Below are 21,968 nucleotides of genomic sequence, written 5' to 3'. Positions count from 1 at the left end.
GGTCGGCAACGATGTGCGAGACTGCGGCGGTTTGAGGCGCCACGGACGGGCGAAATGACCCAGAATGCCCCGCGTGACCGTTGAGAATGTGGCGGAGCATGTCCGGCTGCTGGCTGGGCTGGGGGCGGGTGGGCGACTCGTCTATGAAACGGTGCTGACCCGGACCATCGAGCCGGAGCTGCACATGGTGCTGGGCACGCCCGCGTTCGTGGAAGGCATCGCCGCCGGGGATCAGATCCGGGTCCGGGCGGGTGGCGGGTTCGAGGTGGTACGGCGCGGTGGGAACATCTGCCTGCTGGTCGTGCCGAAGACACCACCGGAGCCGGACGACCTGGCACCGTTGCGGGACGCCTTCGAGGAGCTGGGCGGGATCACCGAGCTGCCGCCGGACCGCCGGTTCATCGTGATCACCGTGCCGGCGGCGGCCGGGTTCGGTGCGGTGGAGGCGGCGATCGACAACTGGGCCGGGCCGCGCGGGCATCACTGGGAGTACGGCAACATCTACGACACCGACGGCGCCCCCCTCAACTGGTGGTAGTCGGTTGGGTTGGGCTGGGTAGCCGCATCGGGCGCTTTCTGATCCCCCACGAGGCCCAGCCGGGGCGCGGCCAGCACCAGCCATGACAGGCGCGGCGCAGCAGGCGCGGCGCAGCAGGCGCGGCGCAGCAGGCGCGGCGCAGCAGGCGCGGCGCAGCAGGCGCGGCGGGATCCGGCGGCGACGCGACGGGTGCGGCGGATGGTGTTGCTAGAGGCGTAGGGCGGGTTCGTCGAGCGGAGTACGGGGATGTGGCAGCGCGGCCGGGAGCGGCTCGGGGAGCTGCGTCGCCGGGTATTGCGGGCGCATCACCAGGTAGGCGACGGCGAGCAGGGCGAGGGCCGCGATCGCGTCCAGCCAGTAGTGGTTTCCGGTGGCGACGACCACGAGCAGGGTGATCACCGGGTGCAGCAGCCACAGCCCGCGCCACCGGGACGACGTCACGGTGATCAGCACGACCGCGATCACGACGGCCCAGCCGACGTGCAGGGACGGCATCGCGGCGTACTGGTTGGAGAGGTGGTCGGTCTCGGGCGCGCCGTAGACGGCCGGGCCGTAGATGCGGGCGAGGTCCAGCATGCCGGTCTCGGTGAGCATCCGGGGCGGGGCCAGCGGATAGCCGAAGTGCACGAGCAACGCGGCGCCGGTGAGCAGGGCCAGGACGTTGCGGGTCCAGCGGTAGTGCGCCGGGCGGTAGACGTACAGCCAGATCAGGACGCCTACGGTGGCGGGGAAGTGAACGTACGCGTAGTAGCTGTTCGCCACCCCGACCAGCCCGGGCCAGGACAGCAGCCGGTGCTGGAAGCTCAGCTCCCCCGGCAGGTGCAGCCAGCGTTCCAGATCCCAGAGCGTGTGCGCGTTGCTGAACGCCTCACCGACGTGCCCCGTCGCCGCGACCCGACCGATCTTGTAGACCACGAACAGGATCGCGACGAAGCCGAGCTCGCGGAGGGCGGCGAGCAGGCGGGACGGCGTGGCAGCGGGTGGGACATCGACGCGCACGGGCAGCTCCTCGATGAGCCGGCCGGCGTGCAGGTGCGCGCACCGACCACGATAAAAAACGAAAAAAGGTCACATGACGTGACGTCGGCGCAACTCTAGTGTCAAACCGCAACACCAGCCCCGAGCTGCGGAAACACAGAGCCCGTGTCTGCCGGATGTCAGCCGGTCAAGCGGAGCCTGAACGAAACATGGCGCACAGCATCCGGCGATCTTGCCGCACAGACAAGTTTCAGCTCGCGTTTAGTGATGTAACGCGCACCCGGAACACACCCGAGAGGATCAGCACCCCGGCCGCGGCGACGGCGAGCAGCAGCGGCGGCCAGAGGGCGGTCACCGCGTAGGCGACCAGCAGCGCGACCGAGGCGGCGGCCGCGACCAGCTCGGTGATCACCGCGCCTCGGGGCAGCGAGGCCAGGCACCGCCACGGCAGGCGCCCGGCCGGCAGCAGCACCCGGGCCGCGAACGACGCCGTCACCACGGCCACCACCAGGGCGATCGCCTGGGCGAACAGGCCGGCTGAGCTCCACCACCCGGTTGCCAGGCGCACCGAGAGGACCAGCGGCACCCCGGCCGCGAGTCCGCTCCGCAGCCCGGCCAGCACGCCGACGATCGGCCAGGCGAAGGCCTCGCCACGCAGCCGGGCGGGATGGTCGGCGGCCAGCTCACGCAGTCCGCGCATGGCGTCACCGACGTGCAGCCGCTCCGCGTTGAGCAGGGCGATCAGCCAGCGTCCGGCGGGATGGCCCGGGTCCTCGGCCAGGGCCGCCCGGGTGGCCCGCGCGGCGGCCCGGGTGCGGCCGGAGACCCGTTCCACCTCGGCGAGGGTGAGCAGGCTCGGCACCGATCGCGGGTCGAACGCGAGGGCCCGCCGGGCCGCGGCGCGGGCCTGGGCGAAATCCCGGTGGGCGGTGTGGGCGCGGGCCAGGACCCGATGGACCTCGGGTTCGGCCGGCCGCAGGCGGGCCGCCGCACTCGCGGCTTCGATCGCTTCCCGGGTACGGGAGAGGGCGACCAGAGTCTCGGCGCGCTCCGCGTGCGCGCTCGCCGATCCGGGGGCCGCCTCGATCGCGGCCTCGGCGGCGGCGAGGGCGTCGTGGTGCCGCCCGCTGAGCCGCAGCACCGCGGCGAGCAGCGCGAGCAGGTCTGGATCGCCGGGCCGGGCCAGCAGGCCGTTACGCAGCTCGGTCTCGGCCTGGTCGAAGCGGCCGAGTTCGGCGAGCAGTCGCGCGCGCGACGCCGCCGTCGTCACCGGGACTTGCGCTTCTTGAGGTACGCGGCCAGGTCGTCGTATTCGCCGCTCTGGTTGGCGAACATGGCGACGTTGCGGGCGGTGGTGAACCAGGCGTCGGTCGACGGCCGGACCTCGCGGGCCGCGGCGAGCATGTCCGCCTGGTTGATCATGCGGATCTCGCCGGTGGCGATGGAGTCGCGCATCGCGTACTCGGCGGCGGTCTCGCAGAGGTGGGCCAGGTCGGCGCCGGAGAAGTTCTCGGTGGCCGCGGCGACCGCGGCGAGGTCGATGCCCGCCACTGGACGGTCCCGCAGGTGGTACTCGAGGACGGCGGCCCGGGCCGGACCGTCCGGCGGCAGCACCAGCACGGTCCGGTCGAGTCGGCCCGGCCTGCGCAACGCGCTGTCCACGTCCCACGGGGCGTTCGTCGCCGCCAGCACGAAGACGCCCTCGTTGCCGCCCTGCACCCCGTCCAGCTCGGTGAGCAGCTGGTTGACCACGGTCCGCATCGCCGACGAGTGCAGCTGGCTGCGCTTGTGCCCGAGCGCGTCGATCTCGTCGAGGAACAGCACGCACGGCGCGTGCCCGCGGGCCGATTCGAACAGGTCGTGCAGGTTGCGCTCGGAGCTGCCCACCCACATGTTCAGCACGTCGGTGATGGAGAGCGAGATGAACGCCGCGCCCATCTCGCCCGCGACCGCCCGGGCCAGGAACGTCTTGCCGCAGCCGGGCGGGCCGTAGAGCAGCAGGCCGCCGCGCAGGCTCTTGCCGAACAGGCTGCGCAGTTTCGGATTGCGCAGCGGGCCGAGGAAGGAGACCTCGAGGCGCTTCTTGACCTCGGCCATGCCACCGACGTCGGCCAGGGTGACGGTGGAGCGCTCCACGTCGAAGGAGCGGTCGGCGTCGCCGGCGACCGGCTCCGGCTCGTCACCGGCCCGGGCGAACCGGGGCGGAACCACGTCACCGAACTGCTGCTCCATCGCCGTCCAGTCGACGCCACCGGGCTGTGCCGGGGTCGCCGCGGGCGGGGCGGGCGTGGCAGGCGGGGCGGGCGCTTCGGCCGGACCGGACGGCTCCGCCGCGGTGCCCGTCTCCGCGGGCGAGGCCAGCGCCGACGCCATCAGCCCCCGCGCGGCCGCGTTGTCCGGGTCCCGGCTCAGCACCTGAGCGACGTGCCCGATCGCCTCGGCGCCCCGCCCGGCCGCGACCAGCAGCTCGGCCAGGTGCAGCCGCAACGGCAGGTCGTCAGGGCGGGCCTGCACCGCCGCGGTGAGGCTGTCGATCAAGGCGTCGCTCATGACACGCGATTATGCCCTGACGGCGCGCCACGGCCCGGGGCCGGACGGGCCTCGCGCGAGGTTCTCACGGGACGTGGCCCGCGAGGGCCGGCCACGGGACTCCATCGGTCGTACCAGCGAAGGGGTTGAAAAAAGGCCGCTTCCGGCGAACCGGAAGCGGCCTTGCTCACCTGGACTCCAGGCCTAACCCGGCCGGCGGTAGCCGGCGATGGGACCGCGATCGATCGTCGCCATCCGCACGTGGTCGCCCGTGTGCGGGGCGTGCACCACCATGCCACCACCGATGTAGATGGCCACATGGTGTACGTCGGAGTAGTAGAAGACCAGGTCACCCGGCTGCAGATCGCTCCGGCTCACCGACCTTCCGGACTTCCACTGATCCTTCGTGTAGTGCTCGAGGTGCACACCGACGGCCGCCCACGCCGCTTTCGTCAGACCCGAGCAGTCGTAGCTGTTGGGGCCCTCGGAACCGAAGACGTAGGGCAGGCCGACCAGGTCACACGCGCGCTGAGCGGCCCGGCCGCCCTTGTCGTTCGTGTATTCGACCGGGCACGGCCCCGTCTTGTACGGCCCGTCGCTGGCTCCCGCCGCGCCGTACGCCTGGATCCGCAGTTTCTGCAGGGAGTTGATCTTCTTCTCGATCGCCGTCTTCTTCTGCTTGAGGTCGGCGTCTCGGGTGGTGATCTCGGACGCCAGGGCGTCCACCTTCTGCTTGTCTGCGGCGTACTTGTCGCGGAGCTTCACGACGTCCCTGATGGATTCCTGCCGGTTGCTGGCCAGCTGTTCGAGAAGCGAGAGCTTCTCGGTCAGGCTGTTCGGATCGCCGCTCAGGATCGCACCGAGAGTGCTCGGCGGACCCTGCATGTAGGCGTCCACCGCCAGGACCCGCACCTCTCCCAGCGCCGAGTCGACCTTCTTCTGCAGCGGAGCGAGCGTCTTGGTCAGATCCTTCTGCTGCTTCTGCAGCTTGAGGAGCTTCCCGTGCACGTCGTTGTAGTCCTCGATGACGGGCTCGAGCTGGTTCCACTGCTTGTCGATCTGGTCCTCGACGCTGGACGGCGAAGGTGCGGCGTGGGCAACGACAGGTCCGGTGAGAACGAGTCCGGCAGCGACGGTCGCGCAGAGCAGACTGCGCAGGACGCCGCGTGCGCCTATCCGTTTCACGTAGGAGCGTTGTCCTTTCTTCCCACTCGGCCGCCGACCGGGTTAGCTGACGGGTTCGGGCGGGAAGCTCGCCCGGCCGCTGGTTCACGGCTTCACCCCGGGTACCTGGGTCCCCGGCTCGCCTCGCGACGATTAGGCGGTGGCTCGTCAGATCGGCCGGTTGGACGATGGGGGGCTGCCGAACCGGGGACCACCGTACCCGGATCATGTGGGCAAATGAAGCGTGCGTCCGGCGGGAAACTACCCGCACAGTCCTCAGTACTCAGAGTGACCGAAACGGCCAGGCGTCGAGGGCCTGACCTAGCCAGGGCACGACCAAGATCACAGTCGGTAACACGAACAGGCCGGCCGCGGCGACGCCGGCGACGACCGACAGACCGGCCGAGTTGGGCGCGGGAGCGGCCAGCCGGTCGAGCCGCCGGCGCCGGGCGTCACCCGCCGGGTCGTGCGGCGTCTCCTCCGCGAGCGGCACGGCGTCCGACAACCGGGCCAGCGCGGCGCGCAGCGGCTCCGGGCCCACCCGGCGGCGCGCGGCGTCGTCCGACACCATCTCCAGCAGCAGGTGTACGGCGTCGAGCGGTGCCCGGGACCGCAACGGGGGCGGGACCGCCTGGTAGAAGGCGGTGAACGACTCCATCACCAGCTCGTGCCGGTGCCGCAGGTGCGCCCGCTCGTGGGCGAGCACCGCGTCCACCTGCGCACGGTCCAGAACCCGCAGCACCGCGTCGCTGAGCACCACCCGCGGCTCCCGCCCCGGCACGCAGTAGGCCAGCGGCAGCGCCCCGTCCAGCACCCGGACCTCCGCGCCGCCCACCTCGCGGCGCCGCTCCACCCGGTCGAGCAGGTCGACGAGGATCCGGTGCCGTTCACGCCGGGCCCGGGCCCGGGCACTCACCCGGATCAGCGAGATCAGCAGCCGGATCACGATGGTGGCGGCCACCGCCAGGGAGAACAGCAGCGCCGCGACGGTCCACGGATGGTTCGCGCCGGCCGCCCGGGTCAGCTCCTCGGGCGCGGCCAGGACCACACCGAGCGCGCAGAGCACCGAGGTCAGGGTGAGGGCCTGCCAGAGCAGGACGGCGGCGACCGGGGCGCGGCCCGGCCAGCGGGCGCCGGCCAGAAGGCCCGGGACGACCAGCGAGAGGGTCAGCCCGAGCGCGCCGAGCAGGAGTGCGGTCACGTCTCTTTCGGGGTGGCTTGCAGGGCGGCCTGGATCGCCCCGGGTGGCAACTGACCGAGAAAGTATGCCAGCGCGGCGTCCCGATCGGGAGTGGCGCTCAACGCGTCGAGCATCAGGCCGGCGGTCATCTCCTCGCGGGTCTGCGCCGGGGCGTAGCGGTAGGCCCGGTCCGCCCGCTGCTGGACGACCAGCTTCTTCTTGGCGAGCCGGTCGAGGACGGTCATCACGGTCGTGTAAGCCAGGTCCCGATTCGCGCTCAGGAGCTCGTGGACCTGCCGCACGGTCAACGGGTCACGCGCATCCCACAGCTGCGTCATGACCTCACGCTCAAGGTCGCCTAGTGCCATGTGACCCATCCTACTAGGGCCGGTCGTACTACGTCTCGTAGTATCTACTACGAAGAGTCGTAGAAGGGGACACCCGATGGACGTGCTCGACCTGACCCGGCTGCAGTTCGCGGTCGTGACGATCTATCACTACCTGTTCGTACCGCTGTCGATCTGCCTCTCCGCGACCGCGGCCGGCCTGCACCTGGCCTGGCTGCGCACCGGCTCCGCCACGCACCTGGCCCTCACCAAGTTCGTCGGGAAGCTGCTGATCGTCACGTTCGCGGTCGGCGTGGTGACCGGGCTCGTGCAGGAGTTCCAGTTCGGGCTCGGCTGGAGCGCGTTCGCCAAGTTCTACGGCGACGTGTTCGGGCCGACCCTCGCGATCGAGGGGATGCTCGCGTTCTTCCTGGAGGCGACGTTCCTGGCGCTCTGGTACTTCGGGTGGGGACGGCTGCCGCGCCGGGTGCACGCGGCCACCATCGTGACCGTGGCGGTGGGGACGCTGCTGTCGGCGTACATCATCCTGGCCGCCAACTCGTTCATGCAGAACCCGATGGGGTACGCACTGGACCCGGTCACCGGGCGGGCCCACCTGACGAGCTTCTGGACGCTGCTGACCAACGAGGTGGTGCTGGCGTCGTTCCCGCACACCATGGCGGGAGCGGCGATGGCCGGCGGCGGCCTGCTGCTCGCGATCGGTCTGTGGCGGCTCTCCGCCGACACCGCCTTCCGGACCCTGTCCCGGCTCGGCGCCTGGCTGATGCTGATCGGCGGGGCGCTGACCGCGGTCACCGGGGACCACCTCGGGAAGGTGATGACCGCGGTGCAGCCGATGAAGATGGCCGCCGCGGAGGCGCTGTACGAGACGACCACCGGGGCGCCGTTCTCGGTCTTCGCGATCGGGAAGCTCGGGCACGAGAAGCCGTTCCTGACCGTGGAGATCCCACGGCTGCTCTCCTTCCTGGGGACCGGATCGTTCGACGGGACCGTGCAGGGGATCGACGACCTGCAGGCCCAGTACGTCGCGCAGTACGGGCCGGGCAGTTACGTGCCGATGATCCCGGTGGCCTTCTGGACGTTCCGGCTGATGATCGGCGCCGGGGTGCTGGGCATGGCGTTCGCCGCCTACTACCTCTGGGCCACGTCCAACCGTCGCCTCCGGATTCCGTTGCTGCCCGCGTTCCTGCAGATGGGGGCCGGCGTGCCGGGCTGGATCAAGCGGATCCTGCTGCTCGCCCCGCTGCTGCCGGCCGCCGCCAACACGTTCGGATGGGTGTTCACGGAGACCGCGCGGCAGCCGTGGCTCGCCTTCGGGATCTCCAAAGTGTCCGACGGCATCTCCCCCGGGCTGACCGGCGCCGAGGTTCTGCTCTCCCTGGCCGGCTTCACGCTCGTCTACGGGCTGCTGGCGGTCGCCTGGTACAGGCTCGTCGTCCACCTGGCCCGTCAACCGCTCTCCGGCACTTCCGAGAAGACGCCCGCTGCTGAGCCCGTCCCGGCCTACTAGGAGACCGCCCTCATGATCACCTTCTGGTTCGCGATCCTCGTCCTCGCCTGGGTGCTCTACTTCGTCCTCGAGGGCTTCGACTTCGGTGTCGGTGTCCTCGCCCCGTTCCTCGGGCGTGACGAGCACGAACGGGGTGCGGCGATCCGTACGATCGGACCGTTCTGGGACGGCAACGAGGTCTGGCTGGTCGCCGCGATCGGGGTCACCTTCGCCGCCTTTCCGGACTGGTACGCCGTCCTGCTCTCCGCGCTCTACCTCCCGATGGTCGGCATTCTGCTGCTGCTCGCGGTGCGTGGTGTCGCGCTGGAGTTCCGTGGCAAGCATGACTCGCCGGCCTGGCGGCGGCGGTGCGATCGGCTCCTCGCCGGGTCGTCCGCAGGGGTGGCTCTGCTCTGGGGGGCCCAGCTCGGTGTCTTCGTCGATGGCCTTCCGCTCGGGGCCGACGGCGTCGTCAGCGGTGGTGGGATCGGCCGCAGCCTCTCCCCCCTGATGACCCCGGCCGCCGGGCTCGGGGCGCTGGGTGGGCTGTTGGGGGCGGTTCTGCTCGGGGCGACCTTCCTGGCGCTGCGGACCACCGGGCCGGTGCGTCGCCGGGCGGTGGCCCTCGCCCGTAACGGGGGGAATCTCGGTACCGTCGGCCTGCTGCTCGTCGGGGTGGCAGGTGGGTCGCGGGTTGTACTGGTCGCGGCGGTGGCCTGCTTCGTGGTGGGGATGCTCGCTCGGCAGGGGCGCGAGGGTGGGGCGTTCGCGGTTACCGCGGCCGGGGTGGCCGGGGCGGTGGTGATGGTGTTCACCGCGCACGGGTCGGTGGTGCTGCGGAGCACGATCGATCCGATGTGGTCCCTGACCCGGGCCGGGGCTGCGGCCAGTGCCTCCGCGTTGGAGTTGATCACGGTTGCCGGGGTGATCGTTCTGCCTGGGGTGCTGGCCTATCAGGCGTGGTCGTACTGGGTGTTCCGGCGGCGGATCGCCAGTGAGCGGGTGCCGTCGTGAGGGTGGGCGAGGCGGAGCCGGGCGGCCCGGAATCCGGTGCGCCGGGCACGCGGCGAACCACCAAGGGGCCCATCGATCCACGGCTACTACGCCACGCCCGGAGCGCCCGGGCCGGGATCGCCCTGCTGGCCGCGATCGGAGCCGGTCAGGCGGCGGCCACCCTTGCCATCGCGGTCGCGCTGACCTGGATCGTCGCGCCCTCCCTCTCCCGATCGGTGCTGTTCGGCGGCACCCGGGCCGAGGCGATCCTGCTGCTCGCGGGCGCTTTCGCCGTACGGGGACTGCTCTGCTGGGCCGAACAGGTGACGGCCCGGCGGGCAGCGGCCCGGGTCACCGACGAACTACGCCGGTCGCTGCTGGCCGCCATCGTGGGACGCGGCCCGGCCTGGGTCGCCTCCTACGGGGCGGGACGGCTCACCACCATCCTCGGCACCGGGCTGGACTCGCTGCGCCCGTGGTTCTCCGGATACCTGCCGTCCCTGGTCCTCGGCGTGCTGCTGCCGCCCGCGGTGATCGTCCTGATGGCCCTGGTCGACCCGGCGTCCGCGGTGATCGCCCTGGTCATGCTTCCGCTGGTGCCGCTGCTCGGCACGCTGATCGGCTGGGCGACCCAGGCCCGCGCCCGGCAGCGGTGGGCGGCGGACGCCCGCCTGGCCGGGCACTTCCTCGACGTCGTACGCGGTCTCGGCACCCTGCGGATGTACGGTCGCGCCGAACGCCAGGTGGAGGTCATCGCCGATCTGACCGACCGGCACCGTCGCGCCACCCTCCGGGTGCTCCGCGTCGCGTTCCTCTCCTCGACCGCGCTGGACCTGGTCGGCACGCTCTCGGTCGGCCTGATCGCGGTCCAGGCCGGGATTCGGGTGGCCGGCGGGTCGATGTCCCTGGCTCCGGCGCTGCTCACGATCCTGCTCGCCCCGGAGGCGTATCGGCCGCTGCGTGAAATGGCCGCTCGGTATCACGCATCCACGGACGCCTCCGCGGTGATCGCCGACGTCGATGAGATCCTGACCGCCGCGCCTGTCGGTGCGATGTCGAGCACCGGTCGGCCGGATCGGGTTCCGCGGAGCGCCGAGTGGGCGGCCCGCGTCACGGAACTTCCCGCTGACCGCCCGACCGGCGTTACGACCACTGGAACCAGCTACGGGACGACGGCCGGTTCCCTCAGCCCCAACGACACCAGTCACACAACAACAGCTCGCCCCAACAGCCCTGACAACCGCACCGAAGCCGCCAGCGGGACCAGCCAGGACGCGGTGACCGCCAACGCCGCCTTCGATGCGATCTTGGCAAGTTGTGGCTGCTATGTGGGCGTAGGTCGCCAAGATCGCGGCGGGGTGGGTGATGCGGCGCAGGGCGCGGCGCGGTGGGGGGTGCTCGCAGCGGGGCTGCGGGCGAGCTATCCGGGTGCGGGCGTCGGGGCGTTGCGGTTGGACGAGCTGGCGGTACGGGCCGGGGAGATCGTCGCGCTGCGGGGGCCGTCGGGGGCCGGGAAGAGCACCGCGTTGCGAGTGCTCGCCGGGCTGCACCCGGCCGAGGCGGGAGCGGTCGCGGTGGGGAGGGCCTTCCACCTGTCGCAGCGGCCGGCGCTGCCGCACGCTCGAACGGTGGGCGAGGCTTTCCCGGCCGATGCCGGCACCGCCGAGATCCGGTCCGCTCTGCGCCTGGTCGGCCTGGACACCGAGGTCACCGCGAAGACGCCACTCGGCGAGCACGGAAACGGCGTCTCCGCCGGCCAGCGGCAGCGCCTGGCCCTGGCCGCACTGCTGCACCGAGCCGGCCGGGCTGCCGCGCTGACCCAGCGGGCGGGCCGGGCCGTCGCCCTGAGCCAGCGGGCAGGCCAGGCTGTCGCCCTGAGCCAGCAGGCAAGCCGGGCCGCCGGTCTGAGCCAGCGGACCAACCGGGTCATCGCACGAAGCCAGGGAGTCAGCCAGGCCGCCGCCTTGACCCAGCGGGCCGGCCAGGTCACCGCACTAGGCCAGCGGCCCGACCACGTCACCGCCCTGACCCAGCAGGCCGACCACGACACCGCACCAAGCCAGCGGCCCGACCACGTCACCGCCCTGACCCAGCAGGCCGACCACGACACCGCACCAAGCCAGGTCACCACCCTGACCCAGCGGGCCGGTGCCCTGAGCCGGCGGGCCGACGAGCGGCCGTACCGTGACGAGCCCGGCCCGCGGCGCCGCCCGCTGCCGGTGGTCACGCTGCTGCTCGACGAGCCGACCGCCCATTTGGATCCGGCCGCCGAGGCCCTGGTTGTGACCCGGTTGCGTGAGTTCGCTCAGCGCGGCTGCGCGGTTCTGGTGGTCGCCCATCGACCGGCTCTCCTCGCCGCCGCCGACCGTGTTGTTGACGTCCACCCACCCACGAGCTCGAACGACGCCAGCCCCGAAACGGTGGGCACGGATTCCGGGACACAACCGGCGGGCAAGGACACCGCAACGCGAGCGGTGGACACAGACACCTGCACGCGCGCGGTAGACACCGACGCTGACATGCGAGCGGTAGACACGGCCGCCAGAACACAAACCGTAGACACAGACACCTGCACGCGCGCGGCAGATACCGACGCTGACACGCGACCGGTAGGCACGGACACCCGGACGCGGGTGGTAGGCACGGATGCCGGGACGCGGGCGGTGAGCAGATGGCGGCGGCCGTGGGTGGCGGTGGCGCTCGGAGCCGGCTCGCTGCTGGCCGGGATCCTGCTGACCGGGTCTGCGGCGTGGCTGCTGGTTCGGGCGGTGAGCCTGCCGCCGGTGCTCACGCTCTCGACGGCGGTCGTTCTGGTCCGTGGGAGCGCCGTGGCTCGGCCGTTGCTTCGGTACCTGGAACGGCTGGTGGCGCACGACGTGGCGTTCGCGCGGCTGGGAAGCAGACGGGCCAGGGTGTACGCCGACCTGATCCCACGGGTGCCGGGGCCCCGGCTGCACCGGCGGGGAGACCTGCTCACCCGGCTGGTCGACGATGTGGACGCCCGTGTCGACGGGCTGCTTCGCGGGTGGTTGCCGGCGCTGGCCGCGGGGGTCGCGGTCGTGGTGGCCGGGGCAGCCGCGATAGCGGTCGCGGGCGCCGGAAGCGCGGCGGGGATGGCCGGAGCGGATGCCGGGAGCACGGCGGGGACGGCCGGCGTGGGCGCCGGGAGTGCGCTGGGGATAGCCGGGGCGCTCGTGCTCGGGGTGCTGATCTCCGGGGTGGTCGCGCCCATGGTGGCCGGGTGGCAGGCGGATCGGCAGGACACGGCGACCGGGGCGGCCCGGGCCGCGCTGCGGGACGCGATGGTCGAGACCGTCGACGGCGTGGAGGAGTTGGGCGCGGGGGCCGGGCGCGCCGGCGTACCGGAGGAACGCAGCCGGGCCCTCGCCGTCCTGGAGGCGCGGGCGGCCCGGACGTCGGGTATCGCCGCCGCGATCGCGCATCTCGGGTGGGCGGTGGCGGCGGCCGGGACCGCGCTGGCGCTGGGCGGCTCCGCGATCTCGGCGGAGTGGAGCGCGGTCCTGCTGCTCGGTGTGATCGCGCTGGGTGAGCCGGTGGTGGCCCTGCCGGAGGCGGCGATCGCTCGCCGCCGGGCAGCGGGCGCCGAACGCCGGGTCGCAGCCCTGACCGCGGATATGCCGGCCGCCGGACCGGCGACGCGGAGCACGGCGAGTCTCCCGGCAGTGGACGGGTCCGCCGCAGAGTGCGATCCCGGGTCGGTGGTGCTGTCCGGGCTGGTCGCGGGGTGGGATCCGGCGGCCGGACCGGCGCTCGACGGCGTCGACCTGGTGCTCCCGCCCGGGGCGAAGGTCGCGATCACCGGACGTTCCGGCTCGGGAAAGTCGACCCTGGGGGCGGTGCTCGGCGGCCTGCTTCCGGCGCGCGCCGGCGAGGTCCGGGTCGGCGGGAAGGCCGTGCTGGTCGGCGACGAAACCGGGCACGTCTTCGCTTCGACCGTACGGGAAAATCTCCGTCTCGCCGCACCGGCCTCGAGCGACCCGCAGCTTCTCGCCGCCCTGCGCCGCGTCGGTCTCGGGTCGTGGCTGGCCACGCTGCCGAGCGGCCTGGACTCCTGGCTGGGAACCGGCGGCGGCACGATGTCCGGCGGCCAGCGGCGACGGTTCGCGACCGCCCGGGCCCTACTGGCCGAGCCCGCGCTCCTGATTCTGGACGAGCCGACCGAGGGGATCGACGAGGCCGGAGCGCGGGACCTGATGGCGGATCTGCTGGACGCGGCTTCCGGGCGCACCGTGCTGATCTTCGCCCACCGGGTGGAGGGCCTCGACCTGGTCGACCAGGTCTACGAACTGTCCCGCGGACGCCTAAATGTCGGGTTGGACCGATCGGTCCTCTAGGCTGGGATCATGGCACGCACGCCGGTGACGGGGACCCCCGACACCATCCTGACCGCGGCCGCCGGGCTGTTCTACCAGTACGGCATCCACGCGGTCGGGATGGCGCAGGTCGCCGAGGTCGCCGGCTGCGGCAAGAACCTGCTCTACCGGCACTTCCCGAGCAAGGCGGAGCTGGTCACGGCCTATCTGCGGCTGGCCCGCCGGGAGCGGGAGCAGGCGACCGCGGAGGCGCTGCACTGGGCACGCGGGCCGACCGAGCAGCTGATCGCACTGGTCACCGAGATCGCCGAGTCGACCCGGCGGCCGGGGTACCGGGGCTGCACGTTCCGCAACTATCTGATCGAGTTCCCGGCCGCGGACGACGAGCCGGCGCGGATGGCGCGGGCCTACCTGACGGACAGCCGGGCCCTGGTGGACCGGCTGGTCGCCGAGCTCGGTGGCGACGAGCTGCTGGCGGACCGGATCTGGCTGATCGTGGACGGGCTGCACAGCGGGCCGCCGGAGCAGGCGCAGGTCGCCGTGGACTGGGTGACCGAGCTGGTCAGACGGTGACGCCGCGCAGGTCCAGGGCGTAGAACAGCTTGTCGTACCGGGCGGGCCCGCGCGCGACGAAGTTCTCCAGGGTGCCGTACCTGCGGAAGCCCAGCGACTCGTAGAGCGCCACGGCTCGCGCGTTGTCGCCGCGCAGGTCCAGGGTGAGCACCTCGATCGAGTGCTGGACCGCCGCCGCGATCAGCACGGTCGTCAGCGTCCTGCCCAGGCCCGCGCCCTGATGCTCCGGGGCGACGGCGATCTTCTCGAGGTCGGCGTTGACCCGGTGGGTCGGCCGCTCGTACCGCCGCCAGTATCCGAACCCGACCGGGGCCTCCTCCACGTACGCCACCGCCAGCGCCGCGTCGCCCGGCCCGATCCCGGCGGTCACGTCGGCGAGCAGCACCGCCACCTCGTCCGGTGCGGGTGGCGAGACCCAGCCCAGGGCCGCTCCCCCGGCGACCAGCCCGTGCAGCAGTTCAGCGACGGTCTCGGTCTCGGACCTGGTCAGGCCGCCCGTACCGATCAGCCGTACCTCGGAATACCCCACCGCGGAATTCAATCAGGTTCGGCGGACCGCGACTCCCGAACACGGAAGCCGTCCCGGGTGCATTCGAGGCTTTTCCGGGAGAACTCACCCCGGTCCCGCCGGTAGCGGGCGCGGCCGGACGGGGTGCGGAACGCCGACCGGGGCACCACGTACCGCCGCAGGACCGGTCCGCGCCGGACGAAAAGGAGCACCTCGTCGATGGCCGCCGCGGCCCGTGCCCCGTCCTCGGCCGCGAACCGGTCGGCGACCAGCATCCACTGCCCCGGGTCGAGCAGCTGGGAGGGCGTGACGCCGTCACCCCAGCGGAAAATCTCACCCGCCCGGGTGATCGGGCCGGGCTCGCCGGGGGTACGGAAGTCGTACTCCCGGCGCTGCCCGCAACCGGGGCAGTCCCAGGCGTACCGGACGGTGTTCTCCGCGCCGACGGCCAGCACCGAGGTGCTCCACGGCAGGCCGTGACCAGGGAAGGCACCGTCGCCGCAGGGGCACGGATGCAGCTCGAGAAAGAGGTTGGTCTCCGCGGCCGTCCGCGCGAGTGGGATGGGCATGACCGCAAGCTAACCAGCCGCTGTTAGGGTCGCCGGTTGTGAGCGAGTTCAGCGGCACCCGGATCATCGGCGGCCGGACCTTCGATTTCTCCCGCCAGGTCGCCGTGATGGCGATCGTGAACCGGACACCCGACTCGTTCCACGACAAGGGTCGCACCTTCGCCCTGGACAAGGCCGTCGAGGCGGTCCGCGCCGCGGCGTCCGAGGGCGCCGACTGGATCGACATCGGCGGGGTACCGTTCGCACCCGGTCCCGAGGTGTCCGCCGCCGAGGAGCTTGACCGGGTCCTCCCGGTCGTCGAGGCCGCCCGGGACCTGGCCGTCATCTCGGTCGACACGTTCCGTCCCGAGGTCGCCGCCGAGGTGATCCGGCACGGTGCCGCCGTCATCAACGACACGTCCGGCCTGCGGGACCCGGCGATGGCCGACGCGGTCGCGGGCACCGACGCTCAGCTGGTGATCTGTCACAGCCTGGCCGCCCCGCGCACGCTCTACCCCAGCCCTCAGTACCGGGACGTGACCATCGAGGTCGCCGACTTCCTGCGGGAGAAGGTCGCGCTGGCCCTCTCCCGCGGCGTGCGCCACGATCAAATCATCATCGATCCCGGTCACGACCTGAACAAGAACACCCTGCACTCGCTGGAGCTGACCCGCCGCCTGGACGAGATCGCCGCGATCGGCTATCCGCTGCTCGCGGCGCTGAGCAACAAGGATTTCATCGGCGAGACGCTGGACCGCCCGCAGCAGGAGCGCCTGGCCGGCACCCTGGCCACGGTCGTCTTCAGCATGCTGCGCGGCGCCCGGATCATGCGCGTCCACGACGTCCGCGCCGCGTACGACGCGATCCGGATGACCGAGGCCATGCTCGGCTGGCGCGAGCCCGCCTATCTCAAGCACAACATCTGACCGGGACGGCGCGGGCTTTCCGGGCCCGCTCAATTCAAGATCAAATCCGCTTGCCGGTACGGCCCGAGCCCGCGCCTGACAGCGCATCCGGCAGGCCGGCGACATCGAGCGATCAATGATCTTGTCGATCGAGGTCGATACCGGCATGCTCAGGTCGTGGAGTGGACCGACGACCTGAGTGTGCGCCTGGCTCGCGGAACGACGACGCGCTCGCTTGTCCTGTTCCTACGAGCAGCGGACAGCGAGGGGACGAGCCGCCGCGACGTCCTGACTGTTCTGACCGAGCGGTTCGCGCTGCCGTTCGATGACGCGCGGCTCGCGATGGACCGGGTCACGGGCGGAGTCGTTCGCGCCGCTTCCGGCATCCCCGAGAACGAGCCGGACCCCGTCAAGGATCCGGTCGCCTGGACGTCGTACCGGCTCGAACTCGGACTGCCCACCGCTGACGAGGCGCCCGGACCCTCGCCCGAGGAACGGGCGGCCGCGGCGGCGCTCCTGGCGGGCGCACGGCCCGGCGAGCCCAGCCGGGGCACCGAGGACGTCGCCGTGGCACTCGAGGTCGCACGTCTGGCGGTCGCCTCGCGGGAGCGGGATTCGGCGCGCTCCCGCCTGCTGGTCCAGGCCGCGACGTCACTGTCGGTGGCGGCCGAAGCGTGCATCGCGCGGTTGGGAGAGCAGCCTTGTGCCCCGGAGGGCTCCCAGGAGTGGGTCGACGGCGTCGCGCTCGCCGCGGCCGCCCGGCAGGTCACCGCGGGGTTCGCCGATCTGCCCGACCCGCAGCTCGAGGAGCGGGGTCTCGGGCTGGTAGGTCGCATCGTCACGCGGCTGCTGGGCCAATGTCACGCCTTCGTCGGCCGAGCGATGATCGAATCGGCCCGGTGCATCCAGCGCAACGGCGATCCCAGCCAGGCCGCCGGTCATGCCGAGGCGGTCCTGGCCGACTTCAAGGTTCTGCTCGATCAGTTCGAGTCCGAGGATCCGGCCGACGAGTACGTCATCGCCCTGGAGTACCTGCTGGCCGCCATCGAGCTGCTCATCGAGGTGAGAGGCGGTTCCGCCGAGCTGACCGCCCTCGCCGACCGGACCAAGGGAGTGCTCGCCCGCTCATTGAACTGAGGCCGGCGATGCCGCGGATTCCGTGCCCTTCTCGGCGCTTGATCTCCGACGAACGCTCGCGGGAACTACAGCATCTCGATGTGACCGCTTTCCAGTCGGTAGAACCCGCCGACGACGTCGATTCGGCGGGCCGCAAGCGCCTCTTTCAGGTAGTCGGCCTGTCTGAGAGTGGCCACCGTCCGGCGGATGTGGCTGCGCGTGGCCGCATCGAGGCTGTGGTCGGCCGATCCGGCCGTCGGGATCGCGGGCGCGATCTGGTCGATCAGGAACCGGCGGGCGCCGGCGGGCCGGCGTCCGGTGCGGACCGCCTCGTCCGCGGCCGCCACCGCACGGCAGTCGTCGTGGCCGAGCACGACCACCAGCGACACCCGCAGGTCGGTGACCGCGAACTCGACCGAACCCGTCACGGCACGGTCCAGTACGTGACCGGCGGAACGGACGACACAGATCGCTCCGACGCCCTGCCCGAAGACCGCTTCCACCGGCACCCGGGCGTCGATGCAGCCGACGACGACCGCGAAGGGCCGCGAGTCGACGCCACCGCGCGGGGCACCGCCGGGATCCGGGGTGCCTGAGGTGAATCGGGCGTTGCCCGCGCGCAGGCGGGCCAGCGCCTCGACCGGGTCCGGCCGGCCGAGGAACCACGCCACCCGCTGCGACGGGATCGGCGCAGCTGTCGGATCGGAGAACAATCGTCCCGGCTCCACAGGAGGAGGATGACACGCCATCCCATGGTCGGGGAATCGGCCGGAGACGTTACGGCATCACGACGTTCCGCGATGGCTGTCAGGCCGTGATCGGCGAGTGGCCACCGGAATGCCGCGAACCCGGGACGATGTTCGCGGCATTGCGGTGGCTGGTGAGCGTTTCTCGTCAGGAACGGGGTTGTCAGAAGTAGAGGGTGCGCCACGACTGCTGCGACTGGGAGTTGCAGTCCCAGAGTTGGACGACGGTGCCGTTGCGGCCGATGGTGTTCAGATCGGCGTCGACGCAGCGTCCGCTGTAGTTGCTGAGGACGCGGTGGGACGAGGCGGTGCTGGGGCCCGTGATCGTCCACTTCTGCTGCAGAGAGCCGTTGCATTTCCAGAGCTGGACGCGGGTGCCGTTGCCGCCGATGGTGCCGGTGTCGGCGTCGAGGCACCGGCCACTCCTGCTGCTGCGGATCGTCCCGTCCGAATACCTGCGCCAGTTCTGCTGGGACTGGTGGTTGCACCCCCAGAGCTGAACCCGGGTGCCGTTGCCGCCGATCGTGTTGAGATCGGCGTCGACACAGCCACTGCTGCGGAGGCTGATCCAGACGAACGTGCCCTGACTGGTGGCGGCCGCCGCGGGGGAAGCCCAGCCGGCGACGAGGACGCCGGCCGTCGCGAGGGTTACTGCCGCCGCTTTCGCGAGTCCGCGTTTTCCGGTAACCACGAGAGTCCCTGCCTCCGATCTACCGCTGCCCGCCGGGACAGCGTGCTGTCACCGATACGACGAATGCCCTAAATCTTCACAATGGCGACTCGTTCGGCGAAACCCCCTTTTGCTCCAGCACTTCGAGTCAGGAGGGTGGTCAGCCAAGGATGATCGACTTAACCCGGTAGCAGTACGCTTGGCACCTTTTGCGGCCGATCGCCGGGAGGCGCGCCGCGGCCCGGGCTCGGCCGCGGCGTCGCGCGCGAGTCTCACGGGGCTCGGCCGGGCTCGGCCGCGGCGTCGCGCGCGAGTCTCACGGGGCTCGGCCGGGCTCGGCCGCGGCGTCGCGCGCGAGTCTCACGGGGCTCGGCCGCGAGGCCTGGGCACGGGGCTCCATCGGTCGTACCGCCGAAGAATTTGATCGGGTTTTGGCCTTACGCCGGACCGGCGGCGTCCGGGTGGTCGTGGAAGGTGTTGAGCAGGGACGTCATCCAGGGCTGCGGGGGTACGGGGTCGGGGCCGAGGACGCGCATGGCGCCGAGGACGGTGATCAGCATGCCCATCGCGAAGAAGTCGCGGGCCTCTTCGGGGCTGGCGCCGGTCAGGTCCCGGACGGTCTGGTAGAGGTTCCCGTAGCAGGCGCGGACCGCGTCGCCGACGACCGGATCCTCGCTGGCGGCGAAGCCGTGCAGCAGGACGACGAGCAGTTCACGCTCGGCGAGCAGGTCCTTGTACGCGGCGCCGAGGCTGGCGAGGGTCGGCTCGCGTTCGGCGGCGACCCGCCACAGGGCCTGGACGCGGTCGCCCGCGTAGCGGACGGTCGCCAGGAAGAGTTCCTGCTTCGAGCCGAAGATCCGGATGACGTACGGCTGTGACACACCGGACAGCCGGGCCACCTGGTCGGTGCTCGTGCCGGCGTATCCGCCCTGCGCAAAGGCGATCAGGGCGGCGCCGACGATCTGTTCCTGGCGTTCCGTGGCGGTGAGGCGGGTCCGAGTCACGTTGACAGGTTATCAGTTGATGCTTACCTTCCTTAGTTATCAGCGGATAACAACTTACGGCAGGGGAAGTCGTGACCACTCTCGTCTCGGAAAGGCCCGTAACCAGGGCTACCAGGCCGCTCGCGGCCGTGCTCGCCGCCGTCGGCATCCCGACCTTCATGGTCGCGCTGGACAACCTGGTGGTCAGCACCGCGCTGCCGGTGATCCGCACCGAACTGCACGCCTCGATCGCCGACCTGCAGTGGTTCGTCAACGCGTACACGCTGCCGTTCGCGGCGTTCCTGCTCACCGCCGCCGCCCTCGGTGACCGGCTCGGCCGGCGGCGGATGTTCCTGGGCGGCATCATCGTCTTCACGCTCGCCTCCGCGGCGGCCGCGCTCGCCACCGAGGCCTGGCAGCTCACCACCGCCCGCGCGGTGCAGGGCCTGGGCGGCGCCGCGATCACCCCACTGGCGCTGACCCTGCTGGCCCGGGCGGTGCCGCCACGACTGCGCAACGCGGCGGTCGGCATCTGGGGTGGCATCACCGGCCTCGGCGTCGCGGTCGGACCGGTCGTCGGCGGCGCGGTCGTCGACGGTCTGCACTGGTCCTGGATCTTCTGGCTGAACGTGCCGGTCGGCGTGCTCGCGGTGGTCCTGGCGGCCACGGCGCTCGACGAGTCCCGCGGCGACGGCCGCCGCCTCGACCCGCTCGGCCTGGTGCTCTCCGCCGGCGGGATGCTGCTGCTGGTCTGGGGTGTCGTGGACGGCCCGGAGCACGGCTGGACCAGCGGCCGGGTGCCGGCCATGCTGGGCACGGGGGTCGCGCTGCTCGCCGCGTTCGTCCTGTGGCAGGCCCGCAACCGCACGCCGATGCTGCCGCTGCACCTGTTCCGCAGCCGCGGCTTCAGCCTGGTGAACGTGGTGACCCTGACGTTCTCGGCCGGCGCGTTCGGCTCGGTGTTCCTGCTCGCCCAGTTCTTCCAGGTGGTGCAGGGGCTCAGCCCGCTGCAGTCGGGCCTGCGCACCCTCCCGTGGACCGCGGCCCCGATGGTGGTCGCCCCGCTCGCCGGCCTGCTCGCCGGCCGGATCGGTCAGCGCACACTGATCGTCGCCGGTCAGGTGTTCCTGGCCGCCGGCCTGCTCTGGATGGCACTGCGCCTCTCGGTCACGGCGTCGTACCCGTCGCTGATCGGCGCGTTCATCCTGGCCGGAATCGGCATGGGCCTGACCTTCGCCCCGGTCAGCACGATGGTCCTGGCCAGCGTGGACACCGACGCGCAGGGCGTGGCGTCCGGGACGAACAACACGATCCGGGAGTTCGGGGTGGCGGCGGGGGTGGCGGCGCTCTCCTCGATCTTCAGCTCGCTCGGCGGTTTCGGCAGCCTGGACGCGTTCATCGACGGCACCCGTCCGGCGGTGCTGACCGGCTCGGCGATCCTCGCCGTGGGCGCGGTCGTCGCGCTGTGGCTGCCGCGCCGAGCCTGAGCGGCCGCTCCGGGTTCTTCCGGACCTGCCGAAACAATCCGATGTGAACTGTTGCACTCACGCAACATGACTGCAACGATGACCTTCAATTCCGGGCCCCACGGTCCCCGCGCGGAGGCCGGCTTCGTCCTGCCGGTCCAACCCCACCTCGCGGACGCCACAACCCGGAGCAACCGCCCGTCGGCCCCCGGCGGAGCGAAGACAGCGTGTGCCGGACCTCCGACCGGCACACGCTGTGCCGTTTCAAGGAACGACGAGGAAGTCGGTGACGAAGCAGGCCGGCTCGCCGGACTCGGTCCGCCCGACGTAGGTCGGGTAGTAGCCGTCGCCCCAGCCCGACTCGACCATGATCAGGTTTGCCCCGGAGTCCTCGTCGATGACCTGGCCGAAGTGGCCGGGGACCGGCGTCTCCGGGAACTCGTCGGCGTCGAAGACCTCCTCGAAGTCCTCCGAGTCCCAGCGCGCCAGGATCTGCGACACGCTCAGGTCGGCGAAGGCGCCGGCTCCGGTGTCGACGCCGTACCCGAAGAATTCGCCCTCCTCGAGCTGACCCGGGTCGTCGCTGTCGACCAGCGCCAGCTCCCACGACGCGACCGGCTCGTCGCGGACCACCAGCTGCAGGGCGGCGACCCGCCGCTGCCACTCCCGCTCCTCCTTCTCCAGCACCGCGACCCAGGCGGTGACCGGGTAGGCGCCCGGGGCGAGGGCGATCGAGAACGGCTCGTCCTCCTCGTCGGTGACGCCCGGGTCGAAGGCGGCCAGCTGCCCGGTCGGCAGGGTCAGGGCGCCGAGCGGGTGTGGCTCGACGATGTAGGTCACGTCGTCCTGGACGTAACGGGAACCGGCCCGCAGGAGGCGGTCGAGATCAGGCATGCGGGCA

Annotated in this window: 20 protein-coding genes and 1 riboswitch; of the genes, 8 read left to right on the top strand and 12 right to left on the bottom strand. The window is 71.7% G+C overall.

The genetic code is table 11. From position 1 onward, the window contains the following. The first annotated feature begins 73 nt into the window (after positions 1-73). Complete coding sequence (locus CHC09_RS20125; RefSeq protein WP_179277199.1) at positions 74-538, top strand: DUF4265 domain-containing protein; 465 nt, start codon at positions 74-76, stop codon at positions 536-538. Between the two features lie 207 nt (positions 539-745). On the opposite strand, the gene CHC09_RS20120 is transcribed toward CHC09_RS20125, so the two are convergent. From CHC09_RS20120 to CHC09_RS20095, 6 genes are all read right to left on the bottom strand, one after another. After that, entirely contained in the window at positions 746-1,537 is a 792-nt protein-coding gene (locus CHC09_RS20120; protein WP_089294697.1) for a phosphatase PAP2 family protein, read from the bottom strand. A gap of 229 nt (positions 1,538-1,766) precedes the next feature. Then, positions 1,767-2,786, bottom strand: a complete 1,020-nt coding sequence (locus tag CHC09_RS48450) for a tetratricopeptide repeat protein (RefSeq protein ID WP_179277198.1) — start codon at positions 2,784-2,786, stop codon at positions 1,767-1,769. Beyond that, positions 2,783-4,066 carry a tetratricopeptide repeat protein gene (locus CHC09_RS20110; RefSeq protein ID WP_089294695.1) on the bottom strand — a complete coding sequence of 428 codons (1,284 nt, stop codon included), beginning with the start codon at positions 4,064-4,066 and terminating at the stop codon, positions 2,783-2,785. The genes CHC09_RS48450 and CHC09_RS20110 overlap by 4 nt, the downstream gene beginning before the upstream one ends. A gap of 183 nt (positions 4,067-4,249) precedes the next feature. Further along, entirely contained in the window at positions 4,250-5,230 is a 981-nt protein-coding gene (locus tag CHC09_RS20105) for a C40 family peptidase (protein ID WP_089294694.1), read from the bottom strand. A 16-nt stretch (positions 5,231-5,246) separates the two neighbouring features. After that, positions 5,247-5,379: riboswitch (cyclic di-AMP (ydaO/yuaA leader) on the bottom strand. A 113-nt stretch (positions 5,380-5,492) separates the two neighbouring features. Continuing rightward, a complete protein-coding gene (locus tag CHC09_RS20100) occupies positions 5,493-6,410 on the bottom strand; it encodes a M56 family metallopeptidase (protein ID WP_089294693.1) in 918 nt (305 codons plus the stop codon). Then, positions 6,407-6,757 (bottom strand): BlaI/MecI/CopY family transcriptional regulator, encoded by a 351-nt coding sequence (locus CHC09_RS20095; RefSeq protein ID WP_089294692.1) that lies wholly within the window; start codon positions 6,755-6,757, stop codon positions 6,407-6,409. Before CHC09_RS20095 ends, CHC09_RS20100 begins: the two co-directional genes overlap by 4 nt. Before the next feature lie 76 nt (positions 6,758-6,833). On the opposite strand from CHC09_RS20095, the gene CHC09_RS20090 reads away from it, so the two are divergent. From CHC09_RS20090 to CHC09_RS20070, 4 genes are read left to right on the top strand one after another with little or no spacing between them, the layout of a single operon-like run. Next, complete coding sequence (locus tag CHC09_RS20090; protein ID WP_089294691.1) at positions 6,834-8,246, top strand: cytochrome ubiquinol oxidase subunit I; 1,413 nt, start codon at positions 6,834-6,836, stop codon at positions 8,244-8,246. A gap of 12 nt (positions 8,247-8,258) precedes the next feature. Continuing rightward, on the top strand, positions 8,259-9,239 hold the full coding sequence (cydB, locus tag CHC09_RS20085) for a cytochrome d ubiquinol oxidase subunit II (protein ID WP_089294690.1): 981 nt from the start codon (positions 8,259-8,261) through the stop codon (positions 9,237-9,239). Positions 9,240-9,241: 2 nt separating this feature from the next. Next, the gene (locus CHC09_RS47680; RefSeq protein ID WP_239138386.1) at positions 9,242-13,573 is read left to right on the top strand and encodes an ATP-binding cassette domain-containing protein; all 4,332 of its coding nucleotides are present in this window, start codon (positions 9,242-9,244) and stop codon (positions 13,571-13,573) included. A 9-nt stretch (positions 13,574-13,582) separates the two neighbouring features. Then, positions 13,583-14,125: a TetR/AcrR family transcriptional regulator gene (locus tag CHC09_RS20070; protein WP_089294689.1), complete on the top strand. Its 543-nt coding sequence runs from the start codon at positions 13,583-13,585 to the stop codon at positions 14,123-14,125. On the opposite strand, the gene CHC09_RS20065 is transcribed toward CHC09_RS20070, so the two are convergent. Together CHC09_RS20065 and CHC09_RS20060 are read right to left on the bottom strand one after the other, a co-directional pair. After that, a complete protein-coding gene (locus CHC09_RS20065; protein WP_179277197.1) occupies positions 14,115-14,654 on the bottom strand; it encodes a GNAT family N-acetyltransferase in 540 nt (179 codons plus the stop codon). The two genes, CHC09_RS20070 and CHC09_RS20065, sit on opposite strands and share 11 nt — an antisense overlap. An 8-nt stretch (positions 14,655-14,662) precedes the next feature. Next, positions 14,663-15,202 carry a hypothetical protein gene (locus CHC09_RS20060; RefSeq protein ID WP_089294687.1) on the bottom strand — a complete coding sequence of 180 codons (540 nt, stop codon included), beginning with the start codon at positions 15,200-15,202 and terminating at the stop codon, positions 14,663-14,665. Positions 15,203-15,240: 38 nt separating this feature from the next. Between CHC09_RS20060 and folP the strand changes: the two genes are divergently transcribed. Next, positions 15,241-16,107: a dihydropteroate synthase gene (gene folP / locus CHC09_RS20055; RefSeq protein WP_089294686.1), complete on the top strand. Its 867-nt coding sequence runs from the start codon at positions 15,241-15,243 to the stop codon at positions 16,105-16,107. 156 nt (positions 16,108-16,263) lie between these two features. Beyond that, entirely contained in the window at positions 16,264-17,223 is a 960-nt protein-coding gene (locus tag CHC09_RS20050; protein WP_089294685.1) for a hypothetical protein, read from the top strand. Positions 17,224-17,288: 65 nt separating this feature from the next. Here the strand turns inward: CHC09_RS20050 and CHC09_RS20045 are convergent, their stop codons facing one another. From CHC09_RS20045 to CHC09_RS20035, 3 genes are all read right to left on the bottom strand, one after another. Next, positions 17,289-17,930 carry a carbonic anhydrase gene (locus tag CHC09_RS20045; protein ID WP_239138381.1) on the bottom strand — a complete coding sequence of 214 codons (642 nt, stop codon included), beginning with the start codon at positions 17,928-17,930 and terminating at the stop codon, positions 17,289-17,291. 181 nt (positions 17,931-18,111) lie between these two features. Further along, the gene (locus tag CHC09_RS20040) at positions 18,112-18,639 is read right to left on the bottom strand and encodes an RICIN domain-containing protein (RefSeq protein WP_089294683.1); all 528 of its coding nucleotides are present in this window, start codon (positions 18,637-18,639) and stop codon (positions 18,112-18,114) included. Positions 18,640-19,055: 416 nt separating this feature from the next. Beyond that, complete coding sequence (locus CHC09_RS20035) at positions 19,056-19,622, bottom strand: TetR/AcrR family transcriptional regulator (RefSeq protein ID WP_089294682.1); 567 nt, start codon at positions 19,620-19,622, stop codon at positions 19,056-19,058. 71 nt (positions 19,623-19,693) lie between these two features. On the opposite strand from CHC09_RS20035, the gene CHC09_RS20030 reads away from it, so the two are divergent. After that, positions 19,694-21,088 carry a DHA2 family efflux MFS transporter permease subunit gene (locus tag CHC09_RS20030; RefSeq protein ID WP_089294681.1) on the top strand — a complete coding sequence of 465 codons (1,395 nt, stop codon included), beginning with the start codon at positions 19,694-19,696 and terminating at the stop codon, positions 21,086-21,088. 243 nt (positions 21,089-21,331) lie between these two features. Here the strand turns inward: CHC09_RS20030 and CHC09_RS20025 are convergent, their stop codons facing one another. Continuing rightward, complete coding sequence (locus CHC09_RS20025; RefSeq protein WP_089294680.1) at positions 21,332-21,961, bottom strand: DUF4241 domain-containing protein; 630 nt, start codon at positions 21,959-21,961, stop codon at positions 21,332-21,334. Positions 21,962-21,968: the final 7 nt, after the last annotated feature.

This window comes from Actinoplanes regularis, assembly GCF_900188005.1.
Classification (GTDB): Bacteria; Actinomycetota; Actinomycetes; order Mycobacteriales; family Micromonosporaceae; genus Actinoplanes; species Actinoplanes regularis.
This window is presented reverse-complemented; position numbering and strand designations above follow the sequence as displayed.